Here is a 21,716-nt window from a genome sequence, read left to right on the forward strand (position 1 = left end):
CCAAGGAGGCACATCATGACCGCACGACTGACCCGCCTGCGCGACCGCATGGCCGAGACCGGGACCGATCTCCTGGCGCTGGGACCCGGAGCGCACATGCAGTGGCTCCTGGGGTTCCATCCCCATGCGGACGAGAGGCCCTGTCTCCTGCTGGTGGGGCCGAAGGGCGCCGCCTTCCTGATGCCCAAGCTCAACGCCGACTCCGCGGCCGAGTTCACCTCGCTGCCGATGCACCGCTGGTCCGACGACGAAGGCCCGAGCGCGGCGCTCGCCGCGTCGCTGGCGGCCGTCGGCGGAGAAGGCGCGCGGTCCGTCGCCCTGGACGAGACGATGCGGCTCGACTTCGGTCTCCTGCTGCTCGACCAGTTGCCGGGCGCGGCGCGGACCTTCTGCGACGACACGGTAGGCCGGCTGCGGATGTCCAAGGACGCCGAGGAATGGGCGACGCTGAAGGCCGAGGCGGCCATCGCCGACGCCGCCCTGAAGACCGCCTGGGCCGAGATGCGGCCCGGCATGACGGAGTCGCAGGTCGCCGACATCATCAAGGCGAGCTTCGCGGCCTCGGGGGCGAAGGCGCTCTTCACCATCATCGGAGCCGGGCGCAATGGCGCCTTCCCGCACCACGCGACCGGGGAGACCGTCCTGCGCGAAGGCGACGCCGTGGTCATGGACGTGGGCGGCACCAAGAGCGGGATGTCCTCGGACATCACCCGCATGGCCGTCGTGGGGCAGGCGCCCGAAGGCTACGCGGAGGTCCATGCGGTGGTCGAGGCCGCCGTGCAGGCGGCCATGGCGGCGGCGCGGCCCGGCGTGAAGGCGCATGTGGTGGACGATGCCGCCCGTGGGGTCATCACGGCGGCGGGCTACGGCGACTACTTCCTGCACCGCACCGGGCACGGTCTGGGCGTGGAGATCCACGAGCCGCCTTACCTCACTTCCGTCTCCGAAACGGTGCTGGAGGAAGGGGCCGTCTTCTCCATCGAGCCAGGCATCTACCTGCCCGACCGCTTTGGCATCCGGCTGGAGGAGATCGTCTACCTGACCAAGGATGGGCCGCAGATCCTGTCGTCGCTGCCCCGTGACGTCAGGGTGGTGGGACGCTGATGGCGGGCCGTCGCGCACCCGCCGTGTTCCGGCCCGAGCCCGCCTCTGCGGCCGGACCGGGATTGCCGGCGCGGCGCGGCACCGACGCGACGTCTCGGGGTGGGGTCCAGAGTGGTCGGCTCCGGGCCTGGCACGGCCGGGGCTCGCGTCATCCCGGCGTGGGGCGGTGCCCCGACAGCCGGGGCGAGGGCTTCTTCCCTGTCGTTGACCTGCGGCCGTCAGGGGACGGCGTGGGCAGGTTGGCGACGCAGGAAGAAGAAGGAAGGGGCGGGACCAAGGCCCCGGCAAACAACACAAGACTGAAACAGGGAACATGACGATGAGAAAGACGCTCCTCGCGACGCTTCTCGCCACGACGGCCGCCTTTGCGGCGCCGGCCATGGCCGAACGCGTGCTCCGGCTCGATGAAAGCCCGGTGGGCGAGATCGACCCCGCCAAGGGGGTCGACTACGCCGACACGGTGCTGGCCGTGAACCTCTACGAGACCCTGGTCTACCCGACCCAGGGCGGGCCCGGCGTGCAGCCGATGCTGGCGACCGAATGGACCATCGACGGGTCCACCTACACCTTCAAGCTCCGGGACGATGCCGTCTTTTCGTCGGGCAATCCCGTCACCGCGGCCGACGTGGTCTATTCCTTCGATCGCCTGATGGCGATGGGGCAGGGCTCGGCCAGCCTGTTCGTGGGGCGGGTCGCCGGGGTCGAGGCCGTCGACGACCACACCGTCAGGTTCCAGCTCTCCGAGCCCTTCGCGCCGTTCCTTGCGGCGCTGAGCCGCCTTTCGATCGTCGACAGCAAGACTCTCGCCGAACACTATGGCGAGGGCAGCTACGGCGAATTCCGCGATTATGCGGACGCCTGGCTGTCGCAGAACAGCGCCGGAAGCGGGGCCTACATGGTCCAGTCGCACGATCCGCAGACCGAGACGGTCATGGTGCGCAATCCTAACTACAAGGGGGTTGTCGATCCCGCCGCGCCCGAGACGGTGCGTTACCGCTACGGACTGGAGGCCTCGACGGTGCGCGCCCTGATGTCGCGCGGCGAGCATGACATCTCCTCCCTGTGGCTTCCCCCCGAGGTGCTCAAGGCCATGGCCGATGAAGGCACGGTGCACCTTGCGCCCGAGCCGGGCGGCACGGGCGAGTATATCAAGCTCAACACGCAGCGCGCGCCGCTCGATGACGTGCACTGCCGTCGCGCCCTGATGTACGCCTACGACTATGCCACCACGGTCCAGCTCCTGCAGGTCACGCCAGACCTCGCCCAGGGGATCCCGATGAACGGCGCCTTGCCCATGGGCCTGACGGGCCACGATCCCGCCGCGCCCGGGTTCACGCAGGACTTGGCCCGCGCCCAGTCCGAGCTGGCGGAATGCCAGTACGACCCGGCACAGTATCCCCTCGACATCGCCTGGATCGCCGAGGTGCCAGCGCGTGAACGCCTCGCCCTTCTCATGCAGGCGACCTTCAGCCAGCTCGGCTTCACGGTGAACGTCGTCCGGACCCCCTGGGCGCTCCTGACCGAGCAAGTGACCGAGCCGGCCACCGCGCCCCACGCCGTGGAAATCGCGGTGACGGCGCTGACGCCCGACCCGGACTCGCTGCTGTACAACATGTACAGCTCCAAGGTCCCGCCGACCTGGATGTCCGCCGAGCACCTGCAGGATGAGGAGGTCGACCGCCTGCTCGAGGCCGGGCGCACCGAGACCGACGAAGGCAAGCGGGCGGAGATCTACAAGCAGCTCAACGCGCGCCTGACCGAACTGGCGCCCGACATCTTCGCCTACGAGTTCACCGGCGCCTACGCGATCCGCAACGGCGTCGAGGTGCCCGCGCTCGAGGATGATTCGAAGCGGTATCCGCTCCAGAGCTTCAACATGCTGTTCAAGGACATGCGGGTCACCGAGTGATCCGCTGACCTGTTCCGCCGCGCGGGGTTCCGGCCCTGCGCGGATCATCCATCGGGGATTTCCCATGCGCATCCTCTGGGTCAATCCGGTCGGCACGCCCGACCACGACGCCGGCATCGCCGCGCTCCTGCGACAGACCAAATCGGCGGAAACCCTGGCCGAGGTCGTGTCGCTCGTGCCCGGCGTCGTGCCCGAGCACCTGGAATACGACAGCTTCGAGGCCATGGCCGTGCCGGAGGTCGTGCGCCTGTCCCGGCAGGCTTCGGCCGAGGGCTGGGACGCCATGATCATCGGCTGCTTCTATGACACGGCCGTGACGGCCGCGCGCGAGGTGTCGGGCCGCATGATCGTGCTGGGACCCTGCCTGGCCGGGTTGCAGACGGCGGCTCATCTCGCGGCGCGCTGCTCGATCATTGCCACCCGGCCGAAGGCGGCGGGGCACATTGCCCGGGTGGTGCGGGGCCATGGGGCCGATCACATGGTGGCCTCGATCCGCACGCTCGACATCCTGACCTCGGACCTTGTCCGGGACCCGGGCCTGACCGCCCGGCGCATCGAGGAGGAGGCCCGCGCCGCCGTCGAGAACGATGGAGCCGAGGCGATCCTCCTGGGTTGCACGCTGGAGCATGGGGCGCAGGACGAGATCCAGGACCGGATCGGGGTCCCCGTGATCGATGCGGTGCGCGCGCCGTTCCGCATGGCCGAGCACCTTTGCGGCCTGGCCGCTCTGGGCTGGAGCCCCGGCCGCATCGGGGCAGGGCTCGCCCCCGATGACGACGAACTCGGGATGACCGGCTGCTTTGGTGCGGCGGCCATCGGTAACCGGATCGAGGTGCGCTGATGCCGATCCTACGACTTCTCCTGCGCCGGCTCGGGGTCTCGGTCCTCGTGCTGTTCGGCGTGTCGCTTCTGATCTTCTGCGTCGCCCGCGTGGTGCCGGGCGATCCGGCGCGCATCGCCCTTGGCCCCAACGCCACCCAGGAGCAGGTGGATGCCCTTCGCGCGGAACGCCACTTGGATGAGCCGATCGCGGTCCAGTATCTCTACTTCCTGCGCGACCTCGCGCACGGCGACCTTGGGACCTCGCTCTACACCAAGAGGCCGGTGACCACCGACATCGCCTCGTATCTGCCCGCCACCCTGGAGCTCGTGCTGGTGGCCGGGTTGATGATGATCGTCCTGGGGATCCCGCTCGGCATCCTGTCGGCCCGGTTCAAGGGACGTTGGATGGACCACCTCGCCCGGCTTCTCGCGGTGACGACCGTCTGCACGCCCGCCTTTGTCTGGGCGGTCATCCTCCAGCTGCTGCTGGCCTATCTTTGGCCCGTCTTCCCGCTGGAAGGCCGCTTGCCCACCGACGTCGCGCCACCCCCTGGGATAACGGGCTTCTACCTGATCGACTCCCTTCTGGCCGGTGAGCCACGGACCTTCGCCGTGACGGCCTATCACCTCGTCCTGCCCTCGCTCGCGCTTGCGCTGTCGGGCATCGGCCAGACAGCACGGCTCACCCGGTCCTCCATGATCGAGACCTACCGCCGGCCCTACATCGAGATGTCGCGCGCCTACGGCTTCGCCGAGCGGCGGATCGCGCGCCGCTACGCCTTCCGGCCCGCGTTGATCCCGACCCTGACGATCCTGGGGCTCGACTTCGCCGCCATGCTGGCCAACGCCTTCCTGGTGGAACGGGTCTTCGGCTGGTCCGGGCTGTCGCGCTACGGCGTCGAGGTGATCCTGCGCAAGGATCTGGATGCGATCGTCGGCACCGTCATGGTGATCGCCGGGATGTTCCTTCTCACCAACCTGATCGTGGACGTGCTCGTGTCCGTCATCAATCCGCGCATTCGACTGGGCGAGGGGAGGGCCAAGGCATGAGCACGCGTCCGTCCTCCGTCGCCTGGACCGAATTCCGATCCAACCCCATCTCCCTCCTGGGTCTCGGGCTGGTCATCCTCTGCGTCGGGGCGGCCCTCCTGGCCGACTGGATCACGCCCTATCCGACGCATGTCGGACCGATCGGAGACTTCACCGCCATCAACCAGGGGCCGTCCGCCGCGCACTGGTTCGGCACCGACACCATCGGCCGGGACGTCCTGACCCGGATCGTCTTCGGCTTCCGGCTGTCGCTGGTGATGGCGGCGCTGGTGCTGGCGATCTCCATGCCCGTCGGCGTCATCCTCGGGCTCCTGGCCGGCTACATCGGCGGCTGGGTCGAGTTCCTGATCATGCGGCTGACCGACATCTTCCTGGCGATCCCGCCGCTCGTGCTGGCCATGGCGATCATGGGCTTCCTGCCCGCAACGCTGACCAACGCGATGCTGGCCGTCACCGTGATGTGGTGGCCCTGGTACACGCGGCTGGTCTACAACCTCGTGCGGAGCGAGGCGCGCGAGGGCTATGTCCTCGCCGCCGAGGTGATCGGCGCCTCGGCCCCGCACGTGATGTTCCGCGAGATCCTGCCCAACTGCGCCCCCGCGGTCCTGACCAAGCTGACGCTGGACGTGGGCTTCGTGGTGCTGATGGTGTCATCGCTGTCCTTCCTGGGCCTGGGCGTGCAGCCGCCCACGCCCGACCTCGGGTCCATGGTCGCGGACGGGGCCAAGTACATGCCGGACGCCTGGTGGCTGTCCGTCTTTCCGGCGCTCGCCATCCTCGTCCTCGTGCTCGGGTTCAACCTGCTGGGCGACGGGCTGCGCGAAGCCTTCGACGCGGAGGTCTGACGGATGCCGGACGATATCGTGCTCAGGATCGCGGACCTCCGGCTTGGGTTCCGCCGCGGTCGCCACATCGCGGAGGTGCTGCACGGCATCTCGCTCCATGTCCGCCGCGGCGAGAAGGTCGCCCTGGTGGGCGAGAGCGGGTCGGGCAAGTCGGTGACCGCGCGGCTCGCGCTCGGGCGGCTCCAGCAGGAGAAGGGAACGATCGTCTCCGGCGCCGTCGAGGTCGCCGGGATCGAGGCCACGCGCGAACCCGCCCGCATCGCGGCCGCGCGGGGCCGGCTCGTGTCGATGATCTTCCAGGACCCCACCTCAGCGCTCAATCCCGTCTTCCGGATCGGCGAGGTGTTCGAGGAGGTCCTGCGTGCCGGAGGGCAGAGGCTCACGCGGCAGGCCGCGCGGGAGCGCGCGGCGAAAGCGCTGGCCGAGGTTCACATCCCCGACCCGGAACGCTGCCTGGACAGCTATCCCTTCCAGTTGTCGGGCGGCATGAACCAGCGGGTGATGATCGCCATGGCGCTGGCGAACGAGCCGGCGCTGCTGCTGGCGGACGAGCCGGGAACCGCTCTCGACGTGACGGTCCAGGCGCAGACGCTGCGGCTCATGGACGAGATGACCGAGCGGCACGGGACCGCGGTGCTCTTCATCTCGCACAACCTGTCGGTCGTCCGCGAGTTCGCGGACCGCGTTTACGTCATCTACCGCGGCCACATCGTGGAGCATGGGCGGACTGCCCAGATCTTTGCCGAGCCCCGGCATCCCTACACGCGCGCGCTGATGCAGGCCGCGCCCAAGCTCGTGGCGGCGGGCCTTCCCGACCTGCCCGAAACCAGCCCGGCCTTTCGCGACCCTCTGGTGGTCCACGAAGGTTGCGGCGAACCCGGCGAGGTGACGGCATGAGCGAGATCCTTCTGCGAACCAGGGGACTTGGAAAGACCTTCACGGTCGGCCATCGAACCGTGGCGGCGCTCCGGGACGTGAGCATCGAGGTCGCGCGGGGCGAATGCCATGCGGTCGTCGGCGAGAGCGGCTCGGGCAAGTCCACGCTCGCGAACATCGTGCTCGGGATCCACCAGGCCACCTCGGGCGAGGTGATCTTCGACGGCAAGCCGCTTGAATATGCGGCGGACCGCACGCTCCGCCGCCGGATCCAGCTCGTCCAGCAGAACCCGCTCTCGGCGCTGAATGGGCGCCGTCGCGTCGGGGCGTCGATCCGTCTGCCGCTTGACGTCCACCGGATCGGCAGCCGGGCCGAGCGGGACGCCCGCGTCGCCTCTCTCCTGCAGGAGGTCGGGCTCGAGCCGGAGATGGCTCGCCGCACGCCGGCATCCCTTTCGGGCGGGCAGCGGCAGCGCGTGGCCATCGCGCGGGCGCTCGCCGCCGATCCGGACCTCATCGTCCTCGACGAGCCGACCTCGGCGCTCGACGTGCTGGTGCAGGCGCGGGTGCTGGCGCTGCTTGATCGGCTGCGGCGCGAGCGGGGGCTCACCTACATCTTCATCACCCACGACCTTGCCGTGGTGCGGGCGCTGGCCGACCGGATCAGCGTCTTCGCCGAAGGGCGCATGGTCGAGACCGGCCCGGCGGACCGCATCTTCCGTGAGCCGCAGGCCGACTTCACCCGTAACCTGATCGGCGCCGTTCCCGTCGCGACCGAGGAGGAGGAGCGGCTGCGCGACGCAGTGCGTCGCATGGGCCATGCGCCCGGCGCGGCCGCCTGACCGCATCCATCACGACCCATCAGAAAGGACCACCGTGGCCACACGCATTGGCGTCGACATCGGCGGCACCTTCACCGATCTCGTCTATTATGACGACGAGACCGGGGAGACCGTCGAGGCTAAAGTCCCCACAGTCCCCCATGCGCCCGAAGAGGGTGTCGTCCATGCCGTGCGCGACCATGTTCCGCGCCACGTCGTGGAGCGGGCCGCGTTCTTCCTGCACGGCACGACGGTGGGGCTGAACGCCCTCCTCGAGCGGCGGGGCGCGACCGTCGGCCTCCTGGCCACCGAGGGCTTCCGCGACGTGCTCGAGATCCGGCGCGGCGACCGGGCCGAGATGTACAACCTGTTCTGGCGCCAGCCCGAGCCGCTGGTGCCCCGCTTCCGCCGCCTGGGCGTGCCCGAACGCGTCATGGCCACCGGGGAGGTGCACCGTCCGCTGGACGAGGCCGCGGCGCGCGCCGCGATCGCCCAGCTCCTTGCGACCGAGGTGGATTCGGTCGCGGTCTGCCTGATGAACGCCTACGCCAACCCGGTTCACGAGCTTCGGCTCGAGGCTTTGCTCCGCGAGGCGGGATTCGAGGGCGGCATTTCGCTGTCGCACCGCATCTCGGGCGAGTTCCGGGAATACGAGCGCACCTCGACCACGGTGATCGATGCCTTCGTGCGCGGCCGCATGTCCAACTATCTCCAGCGGCTCGACGCCCGCCTGCGCGAGCTGGGCTTCGGCGGCACGACGCTCATCACCCGCTCGGGCTCGGGGTCCATGACCTTCGCCGAAGCCGAGGACCGCCCGTTCGAGACCATCATGTCCGGGCCCGTCGGCGGCGCGCATGGCGCGTCCGAGTTCGCCAAGGTCCTGGGCATCGACGCGCTGATCACAGCCGACGTGGGCGGCACGAGCTTCGACACGGCGCTCGTGCTCAACGGCGAGCCGCAGGTGCTCTACGAAGGCTCCATCGACGGGATGCCGGTCCAGACGCCCTGGGTGGATGTCCGGTCCATCGGGGCAGGGGGCGGATCGCTCGCCCACGTGGATCGGGGCGGCCTGATGCGCGTGGGACCGCAGAGCGCCGGAGCGGTTCCTGGCCCCGCCGCCTACGGCAAGGGGGGGACCGAGCCCGCGCTGACCGACGCCGCCGCCCATCTCGGCATGCTGGGACCGGGCGAGCTCGCGTCGGGCATCACGCTGGACCTGGCCGCAGCCGAAGGCGCGCTGGGACGCGTGGCCCAGCGGCTTGGTCAGGATGTGGAAACCGTGGCGACCGGCGTCCTTCGCATCGCCACTGCCGCCATGGCCGGGGCCATGCGGGAGGTCACGGTGGAGCAGGGGCTCGACCCGAGGTCCATGGTGCTCCTGCCCTTCGGTGGCGCCGGCCCCCTGATGGCCGTGCTCCTGGCCGAGGAGCTGGGAATGCGGCGGATCATCGTGCCGCCTTACGCTGGCAACTTCTCAGCCTGGGGTCTTCTGGGCGCGGACATGGTGCAGTCGGCGGCCCGGACCCTGGTCACTGTCCTGGACGAGGCAGGGCTCGCGTCCGCGAACGGGCTGCTGGGCGAGCTCTTCGGGACGCTGGGCCAGCGCAGCGCCCGGCCCGACGCGACGGTGGCCAGCGCGCGCCTGGATCTGCGCTACCGCGGGCAGGAGCATTCGCTCACGCTGGACGTGCCGCTGGACGGGCTGCGGATCGAGGCGGCGCCAGAGACTCTCCGCGCGTCCTTTGCCGAAGAGTACCGCAAGACCTTCGGCGGCGTCCTCGATGCGGCGGTCGAGATCGTGGCCGTGCGCGCGACCTACACGGTCCACCTCCCCCCGCGCGAGATGAAGGTTTCCGCATCTAAGGCCAGCGATGCCGCGGCCCGCTCCGTCGAGGCGCACTCCTTTGCCCATGGGCGGCGGATGCCGTTCCTCGTTCTGCCCCGGACGTCGATCGCGCGACCCGTGGATGGTCCCGCCATCGTCACGGAGGCCACGTCCACGCTTTATGTCGATGCGGGCTGGCGGGTTGCCCCTGGCGCGCATGGCGAACTCCTCCTCGAAAAGGTGAAAGGCTAGGCCATGACCATGCAGGACACCGTGCTCCACCGCGCGGGCATCTCGCGCACCAAGGCCACGGACGCCGTGGACCCGATCACCACCGAGGTCGTCCGCCATGCCCTGAACTCGGCGGCGAACCAGATGAAGCGGGCGCTGGTCCGCACGGCCTTTTCTCCGGTCATCTACGAGGTGCTGGACTTCGCGGTGGCGCTCTATGACCGGGATGTTCGGCTGCTCGCGCAGGCGCCGTCGCTGCCGATGTTCATGGGGACGCTGAACTTCTGCGTGATCGAGGCCGTAAAGGGCATCGGAGGGGAGGCCAGGCTCAACGAGGGCGACATCATCATCTACAACTGGCCCTACGGGACCGGGTCGCACCCGCAGGACCTCGCCGTGGTGATGCCGGCGTTCCACGACGGCCAGCTGGTCGGCTATGCGGCGATCAAGGGGCACTGGCTCGATATCGCCGGCAAGGACCCCTACTGCACCGATACCATCGACGTATTCCAGGAAGGCACGATCTACCCTGGCGTCAAGATCGTGAGCCGGGGCGAGCTGAACGACGAGATCTACCGCATCATCCTCGCCAACTCGCGTGTGCCCAAGATGATCGCCGGCGACCTCAACGCCGAGATCGTGGGCGTTCGGACCGGCGTCCGCGCCCTGCTGGAGGTGGTCGAGAGGTTCGGACCCGAGGTGTTCGGCCGGGCGGTGGAGGAAATGTTCGACCACGGTGAGAGGGTCGTGCGGGACTACTTCCGCCGCATCCCCGACGGCCGCTACATCGGACATGGCGTCATGGACGGCAACGGGGTCGAGCCCGGCGAGGTGCCCTTCCAGGTGGCCGTCGAGGTGCGGGGCGATGGCGTGCGCCTCGACTTCTCGGGCGTGCCGGGACAGCAGGCCGGCCCGATCAACTGCCCCGTGCCTTCGACCATCTCCACGAGCCGGGTGGCCATCTCCATGCTGGCCGGCATGGGCGAGGCCCCGAACGAAGGGCACTTCCGCGCCGTCGAGGTCGTGACGCGACCCGGGACCATGTTCCATCCCCTGCCGCCGGCGCCTTGCTTCCTTTACGGCTGGCCCGCGCTCCAGGCCATCGAGGTCATCTACCAGGCGATCAGCACGGCGGCGCCGGACCTCGTGCCCGCGATGTCGGGCGGCTGCATCTGCTCGCTGGTCCACTGGGGCACCCGCGAGGCGACGGGCGAGCCCTGGGCCGACGGCGCGCCGCACCCGACCGGGCAGGGCGCCTGGCGCGGGGGCGACGGGGGCACCATGCTCCATATCTCGGAAAGCGCGACGCGCTTCTCGCCTGTCGAGGTCTGGGAAAGCCGCAATCCCTGGCTCGTCGAGCGGATGGAGCTGGCGCAGGACAGCTGCGGGCCGGGCGAATGGCGCGGCGGCCTGGGCATCGACTTCGACTTCCGGATGCTGGAGGACACCTATGTCACCACCTCCGTGGAGCGGACCAAGAACCCGCCCTGGGGCCTGGAGGGCGGGCAAAGCGCCCGGGCCAACGACGCGCTGATCCTGCGGCAGGACGGGACCGTCGAGTCCCGGCCCAAGCACACCCGGATCGCCGTGCGGAAGGGCGACGTCCTGCGGCTCTCGACCGGCGGGGGTGGCGGCTTTGGCGATCCTGGGGGACGTTCCCCCGAGGCGGTCCGCAGGGACCTGGCCAACGGCTACATCTCGGAAGAGTTCGCACGTCGCCACCATCCGCAGGCCTTCGACTAGAGCCGGGCCGCCGATCGCATCTTCGTCGCGTCGCAGGGCGGGCGGATCGCGGGGCCGGGGGGCAGGTCGCCACCCCCGGCCCGGCGCGGTCAGCCCTCGATCATCGCGCTGATCTTGGTCGCGAGGTCCGTCATCGCGAAGGGCTTGGTGATGACCTCCATCCCGGGCTCCAGGTGGCCATTGCCGATCGCCGCGTTCTCGGCGAACCCTGTGACGAACAGGACCTTGAGCCCGGACCGGATCGTGCGGGCCGCATCGGCCACCTGCCGTCCGTTCATGCCCCCGGGCAGGCCCACATCCGTGATGAGGAGGTCGATGGGCAGGTCCGACTGAAGAATCCGAAGGCCGGACGGACCGTCCTCGGCTTCGATCGCGGAGTACCCGCACTCTTCCAGAACCTCGCGGATCAGCATCCGGACCGTCGGCTCGTCATCGATGACGAGGACGGTCTCGCCTTCACCCAGACGTTCGATGCGCAGATCGGCGACGGCATCTTCGGAGGTGAGCTCGCCGAAATGCCGTGGCAGGTAGAGGCACATGGTGGTGCCCTCTCCCGGCTCGGAGTAGACCCGGACCTGCCCGCCCGACTGCCTCACGAACCCGTGGACCATGGACAGCCCTAGGCCCGTGCCCTGTCCGATTGGCTTGGTCGTGAAGAAGGGGTCGAAGATGCGCTCGACCACGTCCTTCGGCATCCCGGTTCCCGTGTCGCTCACGCAGATGGACACATACTGTCCGGCCGGCAACTCCCGGTCATGGGCCGCGCGCTCGTCGAGCCATTTGTTCGCGGTCTCGATGGTGATGCGACCGCCCTCGGGCATGGCGTCCCGGGCGTTGATGGCCAGGTTCAGGAGCGCGCTTTCCAGCTGAGCGGCATCCACCCGCGTGAGCCATAGCCCGCCCGCGCCGACGACCTCGACCGCGATGTTCGGCCCGACCGTCCGCCGGATCAGATCCTCCATGCCGAACACGAGGCGGTTGACGTCGGTCGGCTTGGGGTCGAGCGTCTGGCGCCGGGCAAAGGCGAGCAGCCGCTGCGTCAAAGCGGCGGCCCGTTGCGCAGAGTTTTGCGCCGCGCCGATGAACCGGCCGATGTCGGCGGTGCGCCCCTGGGAGATCCGCCTTTCGATCGCCTCGAGGCTGCCGCTGATCCCGGCAAGCAGGTTGTTGAAATCGTGTGCGATGCCGCCGGTCAGCTGGCCGACCGCTTCCATCTTCTGGGCTTGGCGAAGCGCCTCATGGGCCTGCGTGAGCTCGGCCGTGCGCTCGGCCACGCGCTGCTCCAGCGTTTCGTTGGAGGTCTGGACCGCCTGGAACAGGCGCGCGTTGTCGATGGCGATGGCCGCTTGGGCGGCAAGGCCCAGCACCAGGCGTTCGTGACGCTCGGTGAACCGATCGGGCTCGGGGTGACCGAACAGCAGGCCGCCCAGCACATCGCCCGAGCGCGACACGACGGACACGGCCAGATAGCTGCGCACCGGGAGATGTCCCTCGGGCATCCCTCCATGCGGCTCGAACCGGCCGTATCGCGGATCCTGCTGGATATCGTTCGACCGGATGACGCCTTCGTTGCGGAATGTCGGCGCGAACACCTCGGTCGCCCTTGGACGGCCAAGCCGCGCGAACTGCTCCCGCTCTGCGCCCGACAGGGTGAAGAGGTGCAGCCGCTCGCCGGTCTCGTCCAGCTCGTTGTGGAAGTAGGACCCGTACTTGGCCCCGGTCAGTTCCACCCCAGCATCGGTGATGAGCTGCACCAGCGGTTCGAGATCAAGCTCTCCGGCCACGGCCGCGCCCGTCCGGTTCAGCGTCTCGAGCGTGCGGGTTTCCTCGAGCAGGGCCGCTTCGGCCGCCTTCCGATCCGTGATGTCGAGGACGAACTCGAAACCGGTGCCATCGGGCAGCAGCTTGGCCGCGAACAGGGCCCACCACCGGGTTCCATCCTTGCGGAGGTACTCCTTCTCGTAGGGCGTCGTCTCCCCGTCCGCGAGGAGCTGGGCGAAGGCCCGCCGGGAATCCTCCTGCCATTCATCGGGCGTGAGCTTCTGCCACGTCAGCTCCCGGCTCTCGAGCTCGTCGCGACTGTAGCCGCTCATCCGGAGGAAAGCGTCGTTGGCGTCGAGCAGGCGGCCGTCCAGATCGAAGTAGATCGCCCCGACCGTTTCGATCTCGAGCGCGGTTCGGAATCGTTCCTCGCTGCGGCGCAGCGAATCCTGGACCTGATGCTGTTCGGTGACGTCCGAACCTTCGCACAGCACCCCGATGATGCGGCCCTTGGCATCCCGCATGGGTTCGAACACGAGGGTGAGGTACCGCGTGTCCTCGCCGCCGTGGGTCTGTTCGAAACGGACCGGCGTCGCGTCGGCCACGAAGCGTTCGCCCGTGGCGAAGACCTCGTCGAGGTGCTCGAAAAGCCGTTCCGTTTCCACCCCCCGGAACGCCGTCCGGAGCGGCCTGCCCACCCAGTCGCCGCTTCCGAACAGCCGCCTGTGGGCGGCGTTCACGAACTCGACCACATGTGTGGGGCCGCGCATCGAGATGATGAAACCGGGCGCCTGCTCGAACAACTGCAGGAGCCGTTCCCGCTCGGCCTCGAGCCGCCGATCGGCCTGCACCCGTTCCGTGGTTTCCACGACGATGGCGATGACGCCCACCGGCCGGCCCTCCTCGTCGAGCACCGGCGAATAGTCGAGGTTCATCCAAACCTGCTCGGGGCGGCCATGGCGGTAGAGCGTGAGCTCCATGTCCTTGTAGGCCAGTGTTCCCCCCGCCAGGACCACCCGCATGACGTTGTCGTTGAAGTCGGCGACCTCCGCCCATCCCTCGCGGACCTTGGAGCCAAGCAGTTGCGGATGCCGCCCCCCGGCGAAGCCGGAATAGGCGTCATTGTAGAGCATGATCCCGTCCGGCCCCCAGAGCATCACGATGGGGACCGGCGACCTGAGGACGATCCCCAGGGCGGTTCTCAGGCTCTGGGGCCAGGTGTCGATGGTGCCCAGCGGCGTGGCCGACCAGTCGCGTCCCGCGATAAGGCGCCCGGTTTCACCACTGGCTGCGAGCCAGCCGCAATCGATCGCTTCGGTCACAAATGTCGTCAATTTACGAGGCTTGCCATCCAGACCCGGCCGAAGCTGCGGGCGGGCGGTGCATTATCGCCGGATATCATCGTCGTCCACTCGTGCCGAACTCAGTGACGCAAGGTCCCGGACCGGCGCCTGGTTCCTGCTCAGACGAGATCCACCCCGATACGAAGGGGCAGGCTTCGACCGGCCCGCCTCGGTGCCGTCTGGGGGGGAGTGTTCGGCCTGTGCCACGACCGTTCAAACCTCAAGGCAGATCTTGCCGAAATGCTGCCCCGACATCTCGTAGCGGAAGGCGTCGGCGGTCCGGTCCAGGGAGAAGGTCCGGTCGATGACCGGCCGCAGGAGGAGACCATCGAGCGCACGGACGAACTCCTGCTGATGGCGTCGGCTGCCCACGATTAGGCCCTGGAGCCGTTGGTGGCGTCGCATCAGGGTCGCGGTCGGCACATCGCCACCGATGCCGGTCAGGACGCCGATCAGCGCGATATGCCCACCGATGCGGCAGGCCTCGATCGACTGGGGCAGGGTGCCGGGACCGCCGACCTCGATGACATGATCGGCCCCCTGGCCGCCGGTCAGTTCCAGCACCCGATCGGCCCATCGCTCCGTGGTGCGGTAATTGATCACGTGGTCCGCCCCCAGAGACCTGGCGCGGTCCAGCTTCTCGTCCGAAGAGGACGTGACGATGACCTGTGCGCCCATCGCCTTGCCGATCTGGAGCGCGAAGATCGACACGCCGCCCGTGCCCAAGGCAAGAACGACGTCCCCCGCCTTGAGACCGCCATCGACCACCAGTGCCCTCCAGGCGGTCAGGCCGGCGGTGGTCAGCGTCGCGGCCTCGGCGTGGGAATAGCCCAAGGGCGCCCGCGTGAACCACGTCGCGGGCGTGACCACGGTCTCGCGCGCATAGCCGTCGAGCCCGTCCCCCGGGGTCCGAGCGAAGTTGTCCGTCCTCGGAGGCCCGTCCTGCCAGTCCGGGAAGAAGCAGGACACGACCGCATCCCCGACCGCGAACTCGGTGACGCCCGGGCCGACGGCCTCGATGATGCCAGCGCCGTCCGACATCGGAATCCGCCCGATCTCGACCGGCATGCGCCCCGACACGACGCCAAGGTCGTGAAAGTTCAGGGAACTGGCACGGATGCGGACGCGGATCTCGCCCAGGCCAGGATCTCCGGGGTCATCCATGTCGACGACGGTGAGGTCATCGAGCCCGCCCGGTCCCAGGAGCCTGAGCGCCTTCATGGGTCATCCTTTCCGCTGGCCGCATCGCCGAGGAGACATGGAGCAGCGCGGGGCGATGGAAATAGCGCCATCCATCAGGTTGAAGCGGCGACCGGATCGGAAGCGCCGGGCGTGATCCCCCTGCAACAGGGCGCGAGGCTGGTCCGCCACGGTCCACCACCGTCGGGGCAGAGCCGGGGTCTGGGCTGAACGGAAGCCGGAAGACCTCCCGGTCTGCAGACATGACAGGAGCCGCCCCGGCGGGACGGCTCCGGACGGCCGGTTATGGGCGAAGGATCAGGCGGCGGCGCGGCGGCGGCGCAGCGCGGCCAGGCCGCCGACCGCCGTGAGCAGGAGGAGACCCGTCGCGGGCACGGGGATCACGGCGGCTTCGATCGCAAAGTCGATGTCGGTCTTGCCGCCGGGCCGGACGCCGGTGTCGATCACCTGCCCGAAGGTCAGGGTCAGGTCCACGGTTTCCCCCGCGCCGACGAGCAGGGTGTTCTCGAAGCCCGAGGTCTCGTCTTCGGCAAAGGTGAACGGGCCGGCCGAGCCGAAGGTGATCGAAACGCCGCCCTGGAAGGCTGCGGAAAGCTGCTGGACCGTGCCGCCCAGAAGGGCCACCGCGGCCAGTCGGTCGGACGTGTTCTCGAAGGAGAAGACATAGGTGTCGCCGGCGTCGCCCAGGTCGAAGGCCTGCTCGAAGAAGAAGTCGTCGGACAGGAGGTCATACGACCCGCCCGGAGTCACGACGGTCGTCGCCGATGCCATGACCGGGACAGCCAGCAGCGCGGCTGCGAGCCCGAGGGTCTTGAGTTGTTGCAGCATAGTGAGCTCCTCGCCAAAACTACTGTTTCCTCCACTAAACGTGGTAGTCACAATCCTACCACAATCAGGGGGGGAGCCAACGCAAAGATGCCATAGTGCTGCCGCTTTTTCGGGTCGCTTGCTCGTTTGGCTTGCCTCTCCGCGGATGATCGTCGAAGCGCCATTCTGGTTCAGTTTCCGGAGCTTCCGCGCGGCGCCTGGTGGGTCGCGATCACGAACCCTCCCCCCGGCGTCGTGCAGAGCCGCGATCACTGTCACCAAGAAAGCACATGTTCCAAGCTGCCGCAGCGTTCGCGGCCGATGCGGTAGGCGCGCGCTCCGAGTGCTCCGGAAAGGCTGGACGGTGGATGCTCGCACCGCATCTCCAGGTGCGTCCGTCTCAACTCGACGGAAGGTCGCGGCGAGGTGCCGGCGGGGCGTGGAAAGGGGGCAGGTCGGGATGTCAGGGGATCATGATCTTGAGGCAGCACGCGCCCTGTCCACGGAGACGCGGCCAGATCCGCTTGTCTCTGGGGACCGCTTCGCCCTGGCGCTTGAGGACTGTGCGACGGGCCGGGTGCCGCCCAACATCGCCCTTCTCCGCCTGTGCATGGCCGCATGCGGACGCGACGAGGTCGAGGCTGCGCTGAAGGCCGCCCAAGCCTCAGTTCGCGACAATTCACCGGCGAAGGCGCAACGGCTTGCGGACGCGCTGGCCCTCTGGTCGGAGAACCCCCAAGCCTTCGCGACGGTCAAGGCGGTGCTCGACGGCGTCGAACACGGTGGCTCTGCCCCGTCGCCGGATCAGGGGGTTGCCCATTGGGCCGACGCCTTCGATCGCCTGGCCGAGGCATCCCCCGAAGGCGGGATCGCGCTCTATGCCTTGGGCAACCCCGATCTGCTGAGGGCTGCGACAGACGACGTCGTGCAGCGGCTGGCCGAGTGGGGCCTGCTGGCCTCGGACCGGCATGTCCTTGAGATCGGGTGTGGCATCGGTCGGTTCGTGGCGACCCTCGCCCCCCAGGTTGCGGAGGTCATCGGGCTCGACATCTCCAGCGGCATGATCCGTCACGCGGAACGGCGTTGCATTGGGCTGTCGAACGCCGTGCTTCGCGTCTCGTCAGGCCGTGACCTTGCCGGCGTGCCGGACGAGAGCATCGACCTTGTGCTGGCTGCGGACGTGTTTCCGTATCTCGTCCAGGCGGGCTCGGGCACGGCGGAACGCCATGTCGCCGAGGCGGCTCGGGTCCTGCGCACGGGGGGGCATCTGGCGATCCTGAACTTCTCGTATCGTGGGGATCCCGGTCAGGACGTTGCAGAGGTGGCGGCACTGGCCCGCCAGTTCGGCTTCGCAGTCGGACGCTCGGGCACGCAGGATTTCACGCTATGGGACGCCGCCACGTTCCTGCTGCAGAAGATCTGATATGAAAGCAGCCATCCGGAGTCTTGCGCGATCCGGTTGGGCAGGGTCAGGCGGGCCCCCGCAAGACGCGTCGGCGCATGGGGGAGGGGATGGCTCCCCAGACGCTCTTGTAGCTTTCGTGGCCGCGCAGGAAGTCGAAACGGGATAGGCCTTCCCTTGCGGCCTGCGCCATCGCCACGCCGACCAGGATGGCTGATGGGCTCAGCTTTGCATGGGCGGGATCGAAGCCTCCGTTGTAGCCGTGGTGGGCCCAAGGCCCGGCCATGACCATCAGGACCGCGATGCGCTCCCCCCCCAGTCGGACCTGATAAGGCCGCAGCAGACCCGCACGCGACAGGGCAGGCCCGGCATCGCGCAGCAGCGAGCGCAGCAAAGGGTCGGCCAGCACGCCGGCCTCGCCCCAGCGGAGGCCATTGAGCCGAAGCAGGTCCTCGACGAGGGCGTCGACCTCCTCGGGCTGGGCAAGTCCCACGGTTCCCCCAAGCCGATCCAAGTGACGAAGCGCATGACGCCAGTGGGACCGCTGGCGACCCGATGCCGCTCCCAGCCCCTGCTCTCCGTGCAGAGGGGCCACGAGGCAGGCGTCGCCATCCTCGTCCTCCTCGCTCCAGCTGGCAGGCGCCGGAGCTTTGGCGAATGGTCCGTCCGGAGCGAGTTGCTGGAGGTCGATGCGGTCGAACGGCTCCGGCGCGGCGTCGGGCAGGGCTGCCAGGATCCGACCTGCCTCGGACCGGAAGCCGGGCGCGATCAGGAGATCGCCCCGATCGCTCGGCCCGGTGCCAGCGAGGAGCAGCGCCCCTTGCCAGCAGAACACCGGGACGACGCCGACAAGCTGGTCGCCGGACCGCAGCGCGACTGCCCCGCAACGTGACGGGGCGTAGTGCCGCGCCCAAGGCAGCAGCCAGGCGGGGGACTGGAACGGCGTGGCATCGGGGCAACTGCGCCAAAGCCGGTCCCATTCGGGTTCAAGCGCCCCGAGGTCGGCTGGCCGAACAATCTCGATACGGGCCTGCCCGGAGGAGTGGGTCGGCATGGTGAAACTGATCTGCGACGTCATCGAGCCGTCGCGCCAACGCCGTGGCCCTCACGATTGCGACGGTAAGTCCGAAGGTAGTCCCCATCCTGGAGGTTCGAGGCCAGCCGGAACAGGGTCATGCAGTCTCCTTCGGCCGCTGCGTCCATTGTTCGTTAACCCTACAAACGAACGGGATCTGGGCCTGTTCCCTCGGATCAAACTGACCGCCATTGCCCTCGAGACGACGCCGTCGCAAGTGGACGTAGGGACAGGCGTGACTTGGGCGCATCCAGACCTATCCTGTGCGCAATCCGTCGGGCGGCGCGATGAGGACTTGCCCGCGAAGGAGCCGTTCATGTCTGACCGTCAGTTGACGGAATCTCAACCCCAGCCCGACCTGTCCAGTTGCGCGCGAGAGCCGATCCAGTTCCTGGCGAGCATCCAGCCCTACGGATGCCTCCTGGTCATCTCCAACGATTGGGTGATCCAGAATGCCTCGGCCAACTCGCGGGAGTTCCTGCAAGTCGGCGAGCTGGAGCTCGTGGGGCGCCGCCTGACCGAGCTGTTGCTCCCCGAGGCGATGCATACCCTGCGCGGCAAGGTTCAGACCCTCGTGGGCGAGGATGACGGCGCACGCGTGTTCGGGCTCGATCTTCTCGGGGACGGGCGTCGCTATGACGTGGCGCTTCACCGCTCGGGCCGCAGCTTCCTTCTGGAGTTCGAGCGGAAGTCCCAGCAGGTGCATCGCGACGACCTCGCCCTCGTCCAGCCGCTCCTGGCGCGGGTGCGCCGCGCCCGCTCGATCGAGGAGATGTGCCATGCCGCCGCGCGCGGGCTGTGGGTGCTGACCCAGTTCGCCCGGGTGATGGTCTACCGCTTCGAGCCGGACGGCCACGGCGTCGTGGTCGCGGAGCACCGGTCCGAGGACGTGGGCAGCTATCTGGGCCTGCACTTTCCCGAAGGCGACATCCCGCCCCAGGCGCGTGCGCTCTACAGGCGGAGCCTCCTGCGCATCATCGCCGATGTCGACGCGGCGCCCGTGCCGCTCGTGCCCGCCTTCGATCCCGAGGGACGTCCCGTGGACCTCTCGCTGGCCGTGACCCGCGCGGTCTCGCCCGTTCACCTGGAATACCTCCGGAACATGCAGGTCGGCGCCAGCATGTCCGTGTCGATCCTGCGCGACGGTGAGCTCTGGGGCCTGATGGCCTGCCACCATCCGGAGCCCCATTATGTGGACTACGAGACCCGCTCTGCCGTGGAGCTCTTCACCCAGCTCCTGTCCTACGAGCTGATCCTCCGCGAGGATCAGGCCGAGCGCGAGCAGGTGGCCCGTGCGCACGACCTCCACGAACGTCTGGTCATGCTGTTCGAGGCCGGGCTCGACTTCAGCAGCGGTCTCGGCCAGCTCATGGAGGAGATCGGGGCCGTCATCGACGTGGATGGCATCGCGCTTCACAGCGGGGAGGGCTACTGCGCCCAGGGCCTCGCGCCAGACGAAACCGAGTTCCGCCGCATCGAGCAGCATCTCGCCCGTGTTCCCGAAGGTCGGGTCTTCTTTTCCGAGAACCTGGAACAGGCCTGTCCGGGCGCCGTGTCGCCCGACCGGCATATCGGCGGCCTGATGGCCCTGCCCATCAAGCGGCATCCCCGGCAGTTCGTCATGCTCTTCCGGCGGGAGATCACCCAGGACCTCGTCTGGGCCGGGAATCCGGCCAAGTACGTCTCGGACGACCGGGGCCGGATCCACCCGCGCCGAAGCTTCGCGGCGTGGAGGGAAACGGTGCGCGGGCAGAGCGCCGCCTGGACGCCGGGCGAGCGCCGCGCGGCGGAAGTGCTGCGGGTCACGTTGCTGGAGCTCGTGCTCAAGCTCACCACCGACACCAGCATCGCCGGACAGAAGCGCAGCCAGAAGCAGGAGATCCTGATCTCCGAGCTGAACCACCGGCTGCGGAACACGTTCGGCCTTTTGAACGGAATGCTGACACAGGCAGCCCAGGAGGACGAGATCCTGGAAGCCTATGCCACGCGGCTGGGCGGGCGTATCCGGGCGCTGGCCAAGGCCAACGACCAGCTCACGCTGACCCAGCAGGCCAGCTTCTCGCTGTCGGAGCTGATCGCGGGCGAGGTCGCGGCCTATTCCGGCGACGCGCGGAGGGTTACCTTCGACGGTGGCGACATTCGCCTGCCGGCCGGGCTGCGCGCCACGCTGGCCCTCGTCGTGCACGAACTTGTCACCAACTCGGTGAAGTACGGTGCGCTGGGCAGTTCGGCCGGGCGGCTCCGGATCGTCATGGCGCCGACCGTGCATGGCGGCGCCAGCTGGATCTGGCAGGAGAGTGACGGCCCCGCCGTGGTGCAGCCCGACCGTGTCGGCTTCGGCACCACGCTGATCACTCACTCCATCCCCCATGAACTCGGCGGCGAAGCCAATGTCGAGTACCACCCCGAAGGGCTTCGGGCCTTCTTCCATCTGCCCGCGCGTCACGTCGAGAGCTTTGTTCCGACCCATCTGCCCCTTTCGCCCGCCCCGAACGGCCCGGTGCTCGACGTGGGGGCCGCCCCAACGCTGTCCGGGACGGCGCTGGTGGTCGAGGACAACTTCCTGATCGCCATGAACGCCGCCGACGCGCTGCGAAGCCTGGGCGCCGATGACGTGCTGATCGCGGGGACCACGCGGGAGGCGCTGAGGATGATCGACGCCCAACCCATCAGCCTCGCCATCCTGGACGTGGATCTGGGGGGAGAGACCTCGGCGGCCGTCGCGGACCGGCTCAGGGCCGACGGCGTCCCTTACCTGCTGGCGACCGGCTACGATCAGGTCCGCTCGGCGGATGACAGCTTCCGGAACGCCCATGTGCTGGTCAAGCCGTACAGCAACAAGGGGATCGCTGAAGCCCTGGGGCACGTCTGACCACCCCTGCGCAACGCAGCCCGCGCGGGT

15 protein-coding genes are annotated in these 21,716 nt (G+C 68.7%); 11 read left to right on the plus strand and 4 right to left on the minus strand.

Annotated elements, in window-relative coordinates:
* Window positions 1-15: 15 nt before the first annotated feature.
* The 9 genes from J3P31_RS01690 to J3P31_RS01730 all read left to right on the plus strand — a co-directional run bounded on the left by J3P31_RS01690 (window position 16) and on the right by J3P31_RS01730 (window position 11,226).
* Complete coding sequence (locus tag J3P31_RS01690; RefSeq protein ID WP_210526655.1) at window positions 16-1,104, plus strand: M24 family metallopeptidase; 1,089 nt, start codon at window positions 16-18, stop codon at window positions 1,102-1,104.
* Between the two features lie 319 nt (window positions 1,105-1,423).
* Window positions 1,424-3,013 carry an ABC transporter substrate-binding protein gene (locus tag J3P31_RS01695; protein ID WP_246849197.1) on the plus strand — a complete coding sequence of 530 codons (1,590 nt, stop codon included), beginning with the start codon at window positions 1,424-1,426 and terminating at the stop codon, window positions 3,011-3,013.
* A 64-nt stretch (window positions 3,014-3,077) separates the two neighbouring features.
* Window positions 3,078-3,854 carry an aspartate/glutamate racemase family protein gene (locus tag J3P31_RS01700; RefSeq protein ID WP_210526657.1) on the plus strand — a complete coding sequence of 259 codons (777 nt, stop codon included), beginning with the start codon at window positions 3,078-3,080 and terminating at the stop codon, window positions 3,852-3,854.
* On the plus strand, window positions 3,854-4,885 hold the full coding sequence (locus J3P31_RS01705; protein ID WP_210526658.1) for an ABC transporter permease: 1,032 nt from the start codon (window positions 3,854-3,856) through the stop codon (window positions 4,883-4,885). The genes J3P31_RS01700 and J3P31_RS01705 overlap by 1 nt, the downstream gene beginning before the upstream one ends.
* Window positions 4,882-5,730, plus strand: coding sequence for an ABC transporter permease (locus J3P31_RS01710; protein WP_210526659.1), 849 nt, complete (start codon window positions 4,882-4,884; stop codon window positions 5,728-5,730). Before J3P31_RS01705 ends, J3P31_RS01710 begins: the two co-directional genes overlap by 4 nt.
* A gap of 3 nt (window positions 5,731-5,733) precedes the next feature.
* Window positions 5,734-6,627, plus strand: a complete 894-nt coding sequence (locus J3P31_RS01715) for an ABC transporter ATP-binding protein (protein ID WP_210526660.1) — start codon at window positions 5,734-5,736, stop codon at window positions 6,625-6,627.
* Window positions 6,624-7,448 carry an ABC transporter ATP-binding protein gene (locus tag J3P31_RS01720; RefSeq protein ID WP_210526661.1) on the plus strand — a complete coding sequence of 275 codons (825 nt, stop codon included), beginning with the start codon at window positions 6,624-6,626 and terminating at the stop codon, window positions 7,446-7,448. The genes J3P31_RS01715 and J3P31_RS01720 overlap by 4 nt, the downstream gene beginning before the upstream one ends.
* A 34-nt stretch (window positions 7,449-7,482) precedes the next feature.
* Entirely contained in the window at window positions 7,483-9,504 is a 2,022-nt protein-coding gene (locus J3P31_RS01725; RefSeq protein WP_210526662.1) for a hydantoinase/oxoprolinase family protein, read from the plus strand.
* A 3-nt stretch (window positions 9,505-9,507) separates the two neighbouring features.
* A complete protein-coding gene (locus J3P31_RS01730) occupies window positions 9,508-11,226 on the plus strand; it encodes a hydantoinase B/oxoprolinase family protein (protein ID WP_210526663.1) in 1,719 nt (572 codons plus the stop codon).
* A gap of 89 nt (window positions 11,227-11,315) precedes the next feature.
* Here the strand turns inward: J3P31_RS01730 and J3P31_RS01735 are convergent, their stop codons facing one another.
* The 3 genes from J3P31_RS01735 to J3P31_RS01745 all read right to left on the minus strand — a co-directional run bounded on the left by J3P31_RS01735 (window position 11,316) and on the right by J3P31_RS01745 (window position 16,358).
* Window positions 11,316-14,309, minus strand: a complete 2,994-nt coding sequence (locus J3P31_RS01735) for a PAS domain-containing hybrid sensor histidine kinase/response regulator (RefSeq protein WP_210526664.1) — start codon at window positions 14,307-14,309, stop codon at window positions 11,316-11,318.
* A 234-nt stretch (window positions 14,310-14,543) separates the two neighbouring features.
* Complete coding sequence (locus J3P31_RS01740) at window positions 14,544-15,551, minus strand: zinc-dependent alcohol dehydrogenase family protein (RefSeq protein WP_210526665.1); 1,008 nt, start codon at window positions 15,549-15,551, stop codon at window positions 14,544-14,546.
* A 276-nt stretch (window positions 15,552-15,827) separates the two neighbouring features.
* Entirely contained in the window at window positions 15,828-16,358 is a 531-nt protein-coding gene (locus J3P31_RS01745; protein WP_210526666.1) for a VPLPA-CTERM sorting domain-containing protein, read from the minus strand.
* Between the two features lie 439 nt (window positions 16,359-16,797).
* On the opposite strand from J3P31_RS01745, the gene J3P31_RS01750 reads away from it, so the two are divergent.
* Entirely contained in the window at window positions 16,798-17,760 is a 963-nt protein-coding gene (locus tag J3P31_RS01750) for a class I SAM-dependent methyltransferase (RefSeq protein ID WP_210526667.1), read from the plus strand.
* A gap of 46 nt (window positions 17,761-17,806) precedes the next feature.
* Here the strand turns inward: J3P31_RS01750 and J3P31_RS01755 are convergent, their stop codons facing one another.
* A complete protein-coding gene (locus J3P31_RS01755) occupies window positions 17,807-18,817 on the minus strand; it encodes a GNAT family N-acetyltransferase (RefSeq protein WP_210526668.1) in 1,011 nt (336 codons plus the stop codon).
* 313 nt (window positions 18,818-19,130) lie between these two features.
* Here J3P31_RS01755 and J3P31_RS01760 point away from each other — a divergent pair, with 313 nt between their 5' ends.
* Window positions 19,131-21,686, plus strand: a complete 2,556-nt coding sequence (locus tag J3P31_RS01760) for an HWE histidine kinase domain-containing protein (protein WP_210526669.1) — start codon at window positions 19,131-19,133, stop codon at window positions 21,684-21,686.
* Window positions 21,687-21,716 lie beyond the last annotated feature (30 nt).

The sequence above is a fragment of the Rubellimicrobium arenae genome, assembly GCF_017916275.1.
GTDB lineage: Bacteria > Pseudomonadota > Alphaproteobacteria > Rhodobacterales > Rhodobacteraceae > Rubellimicrobium > Rubellimicrobium arenae.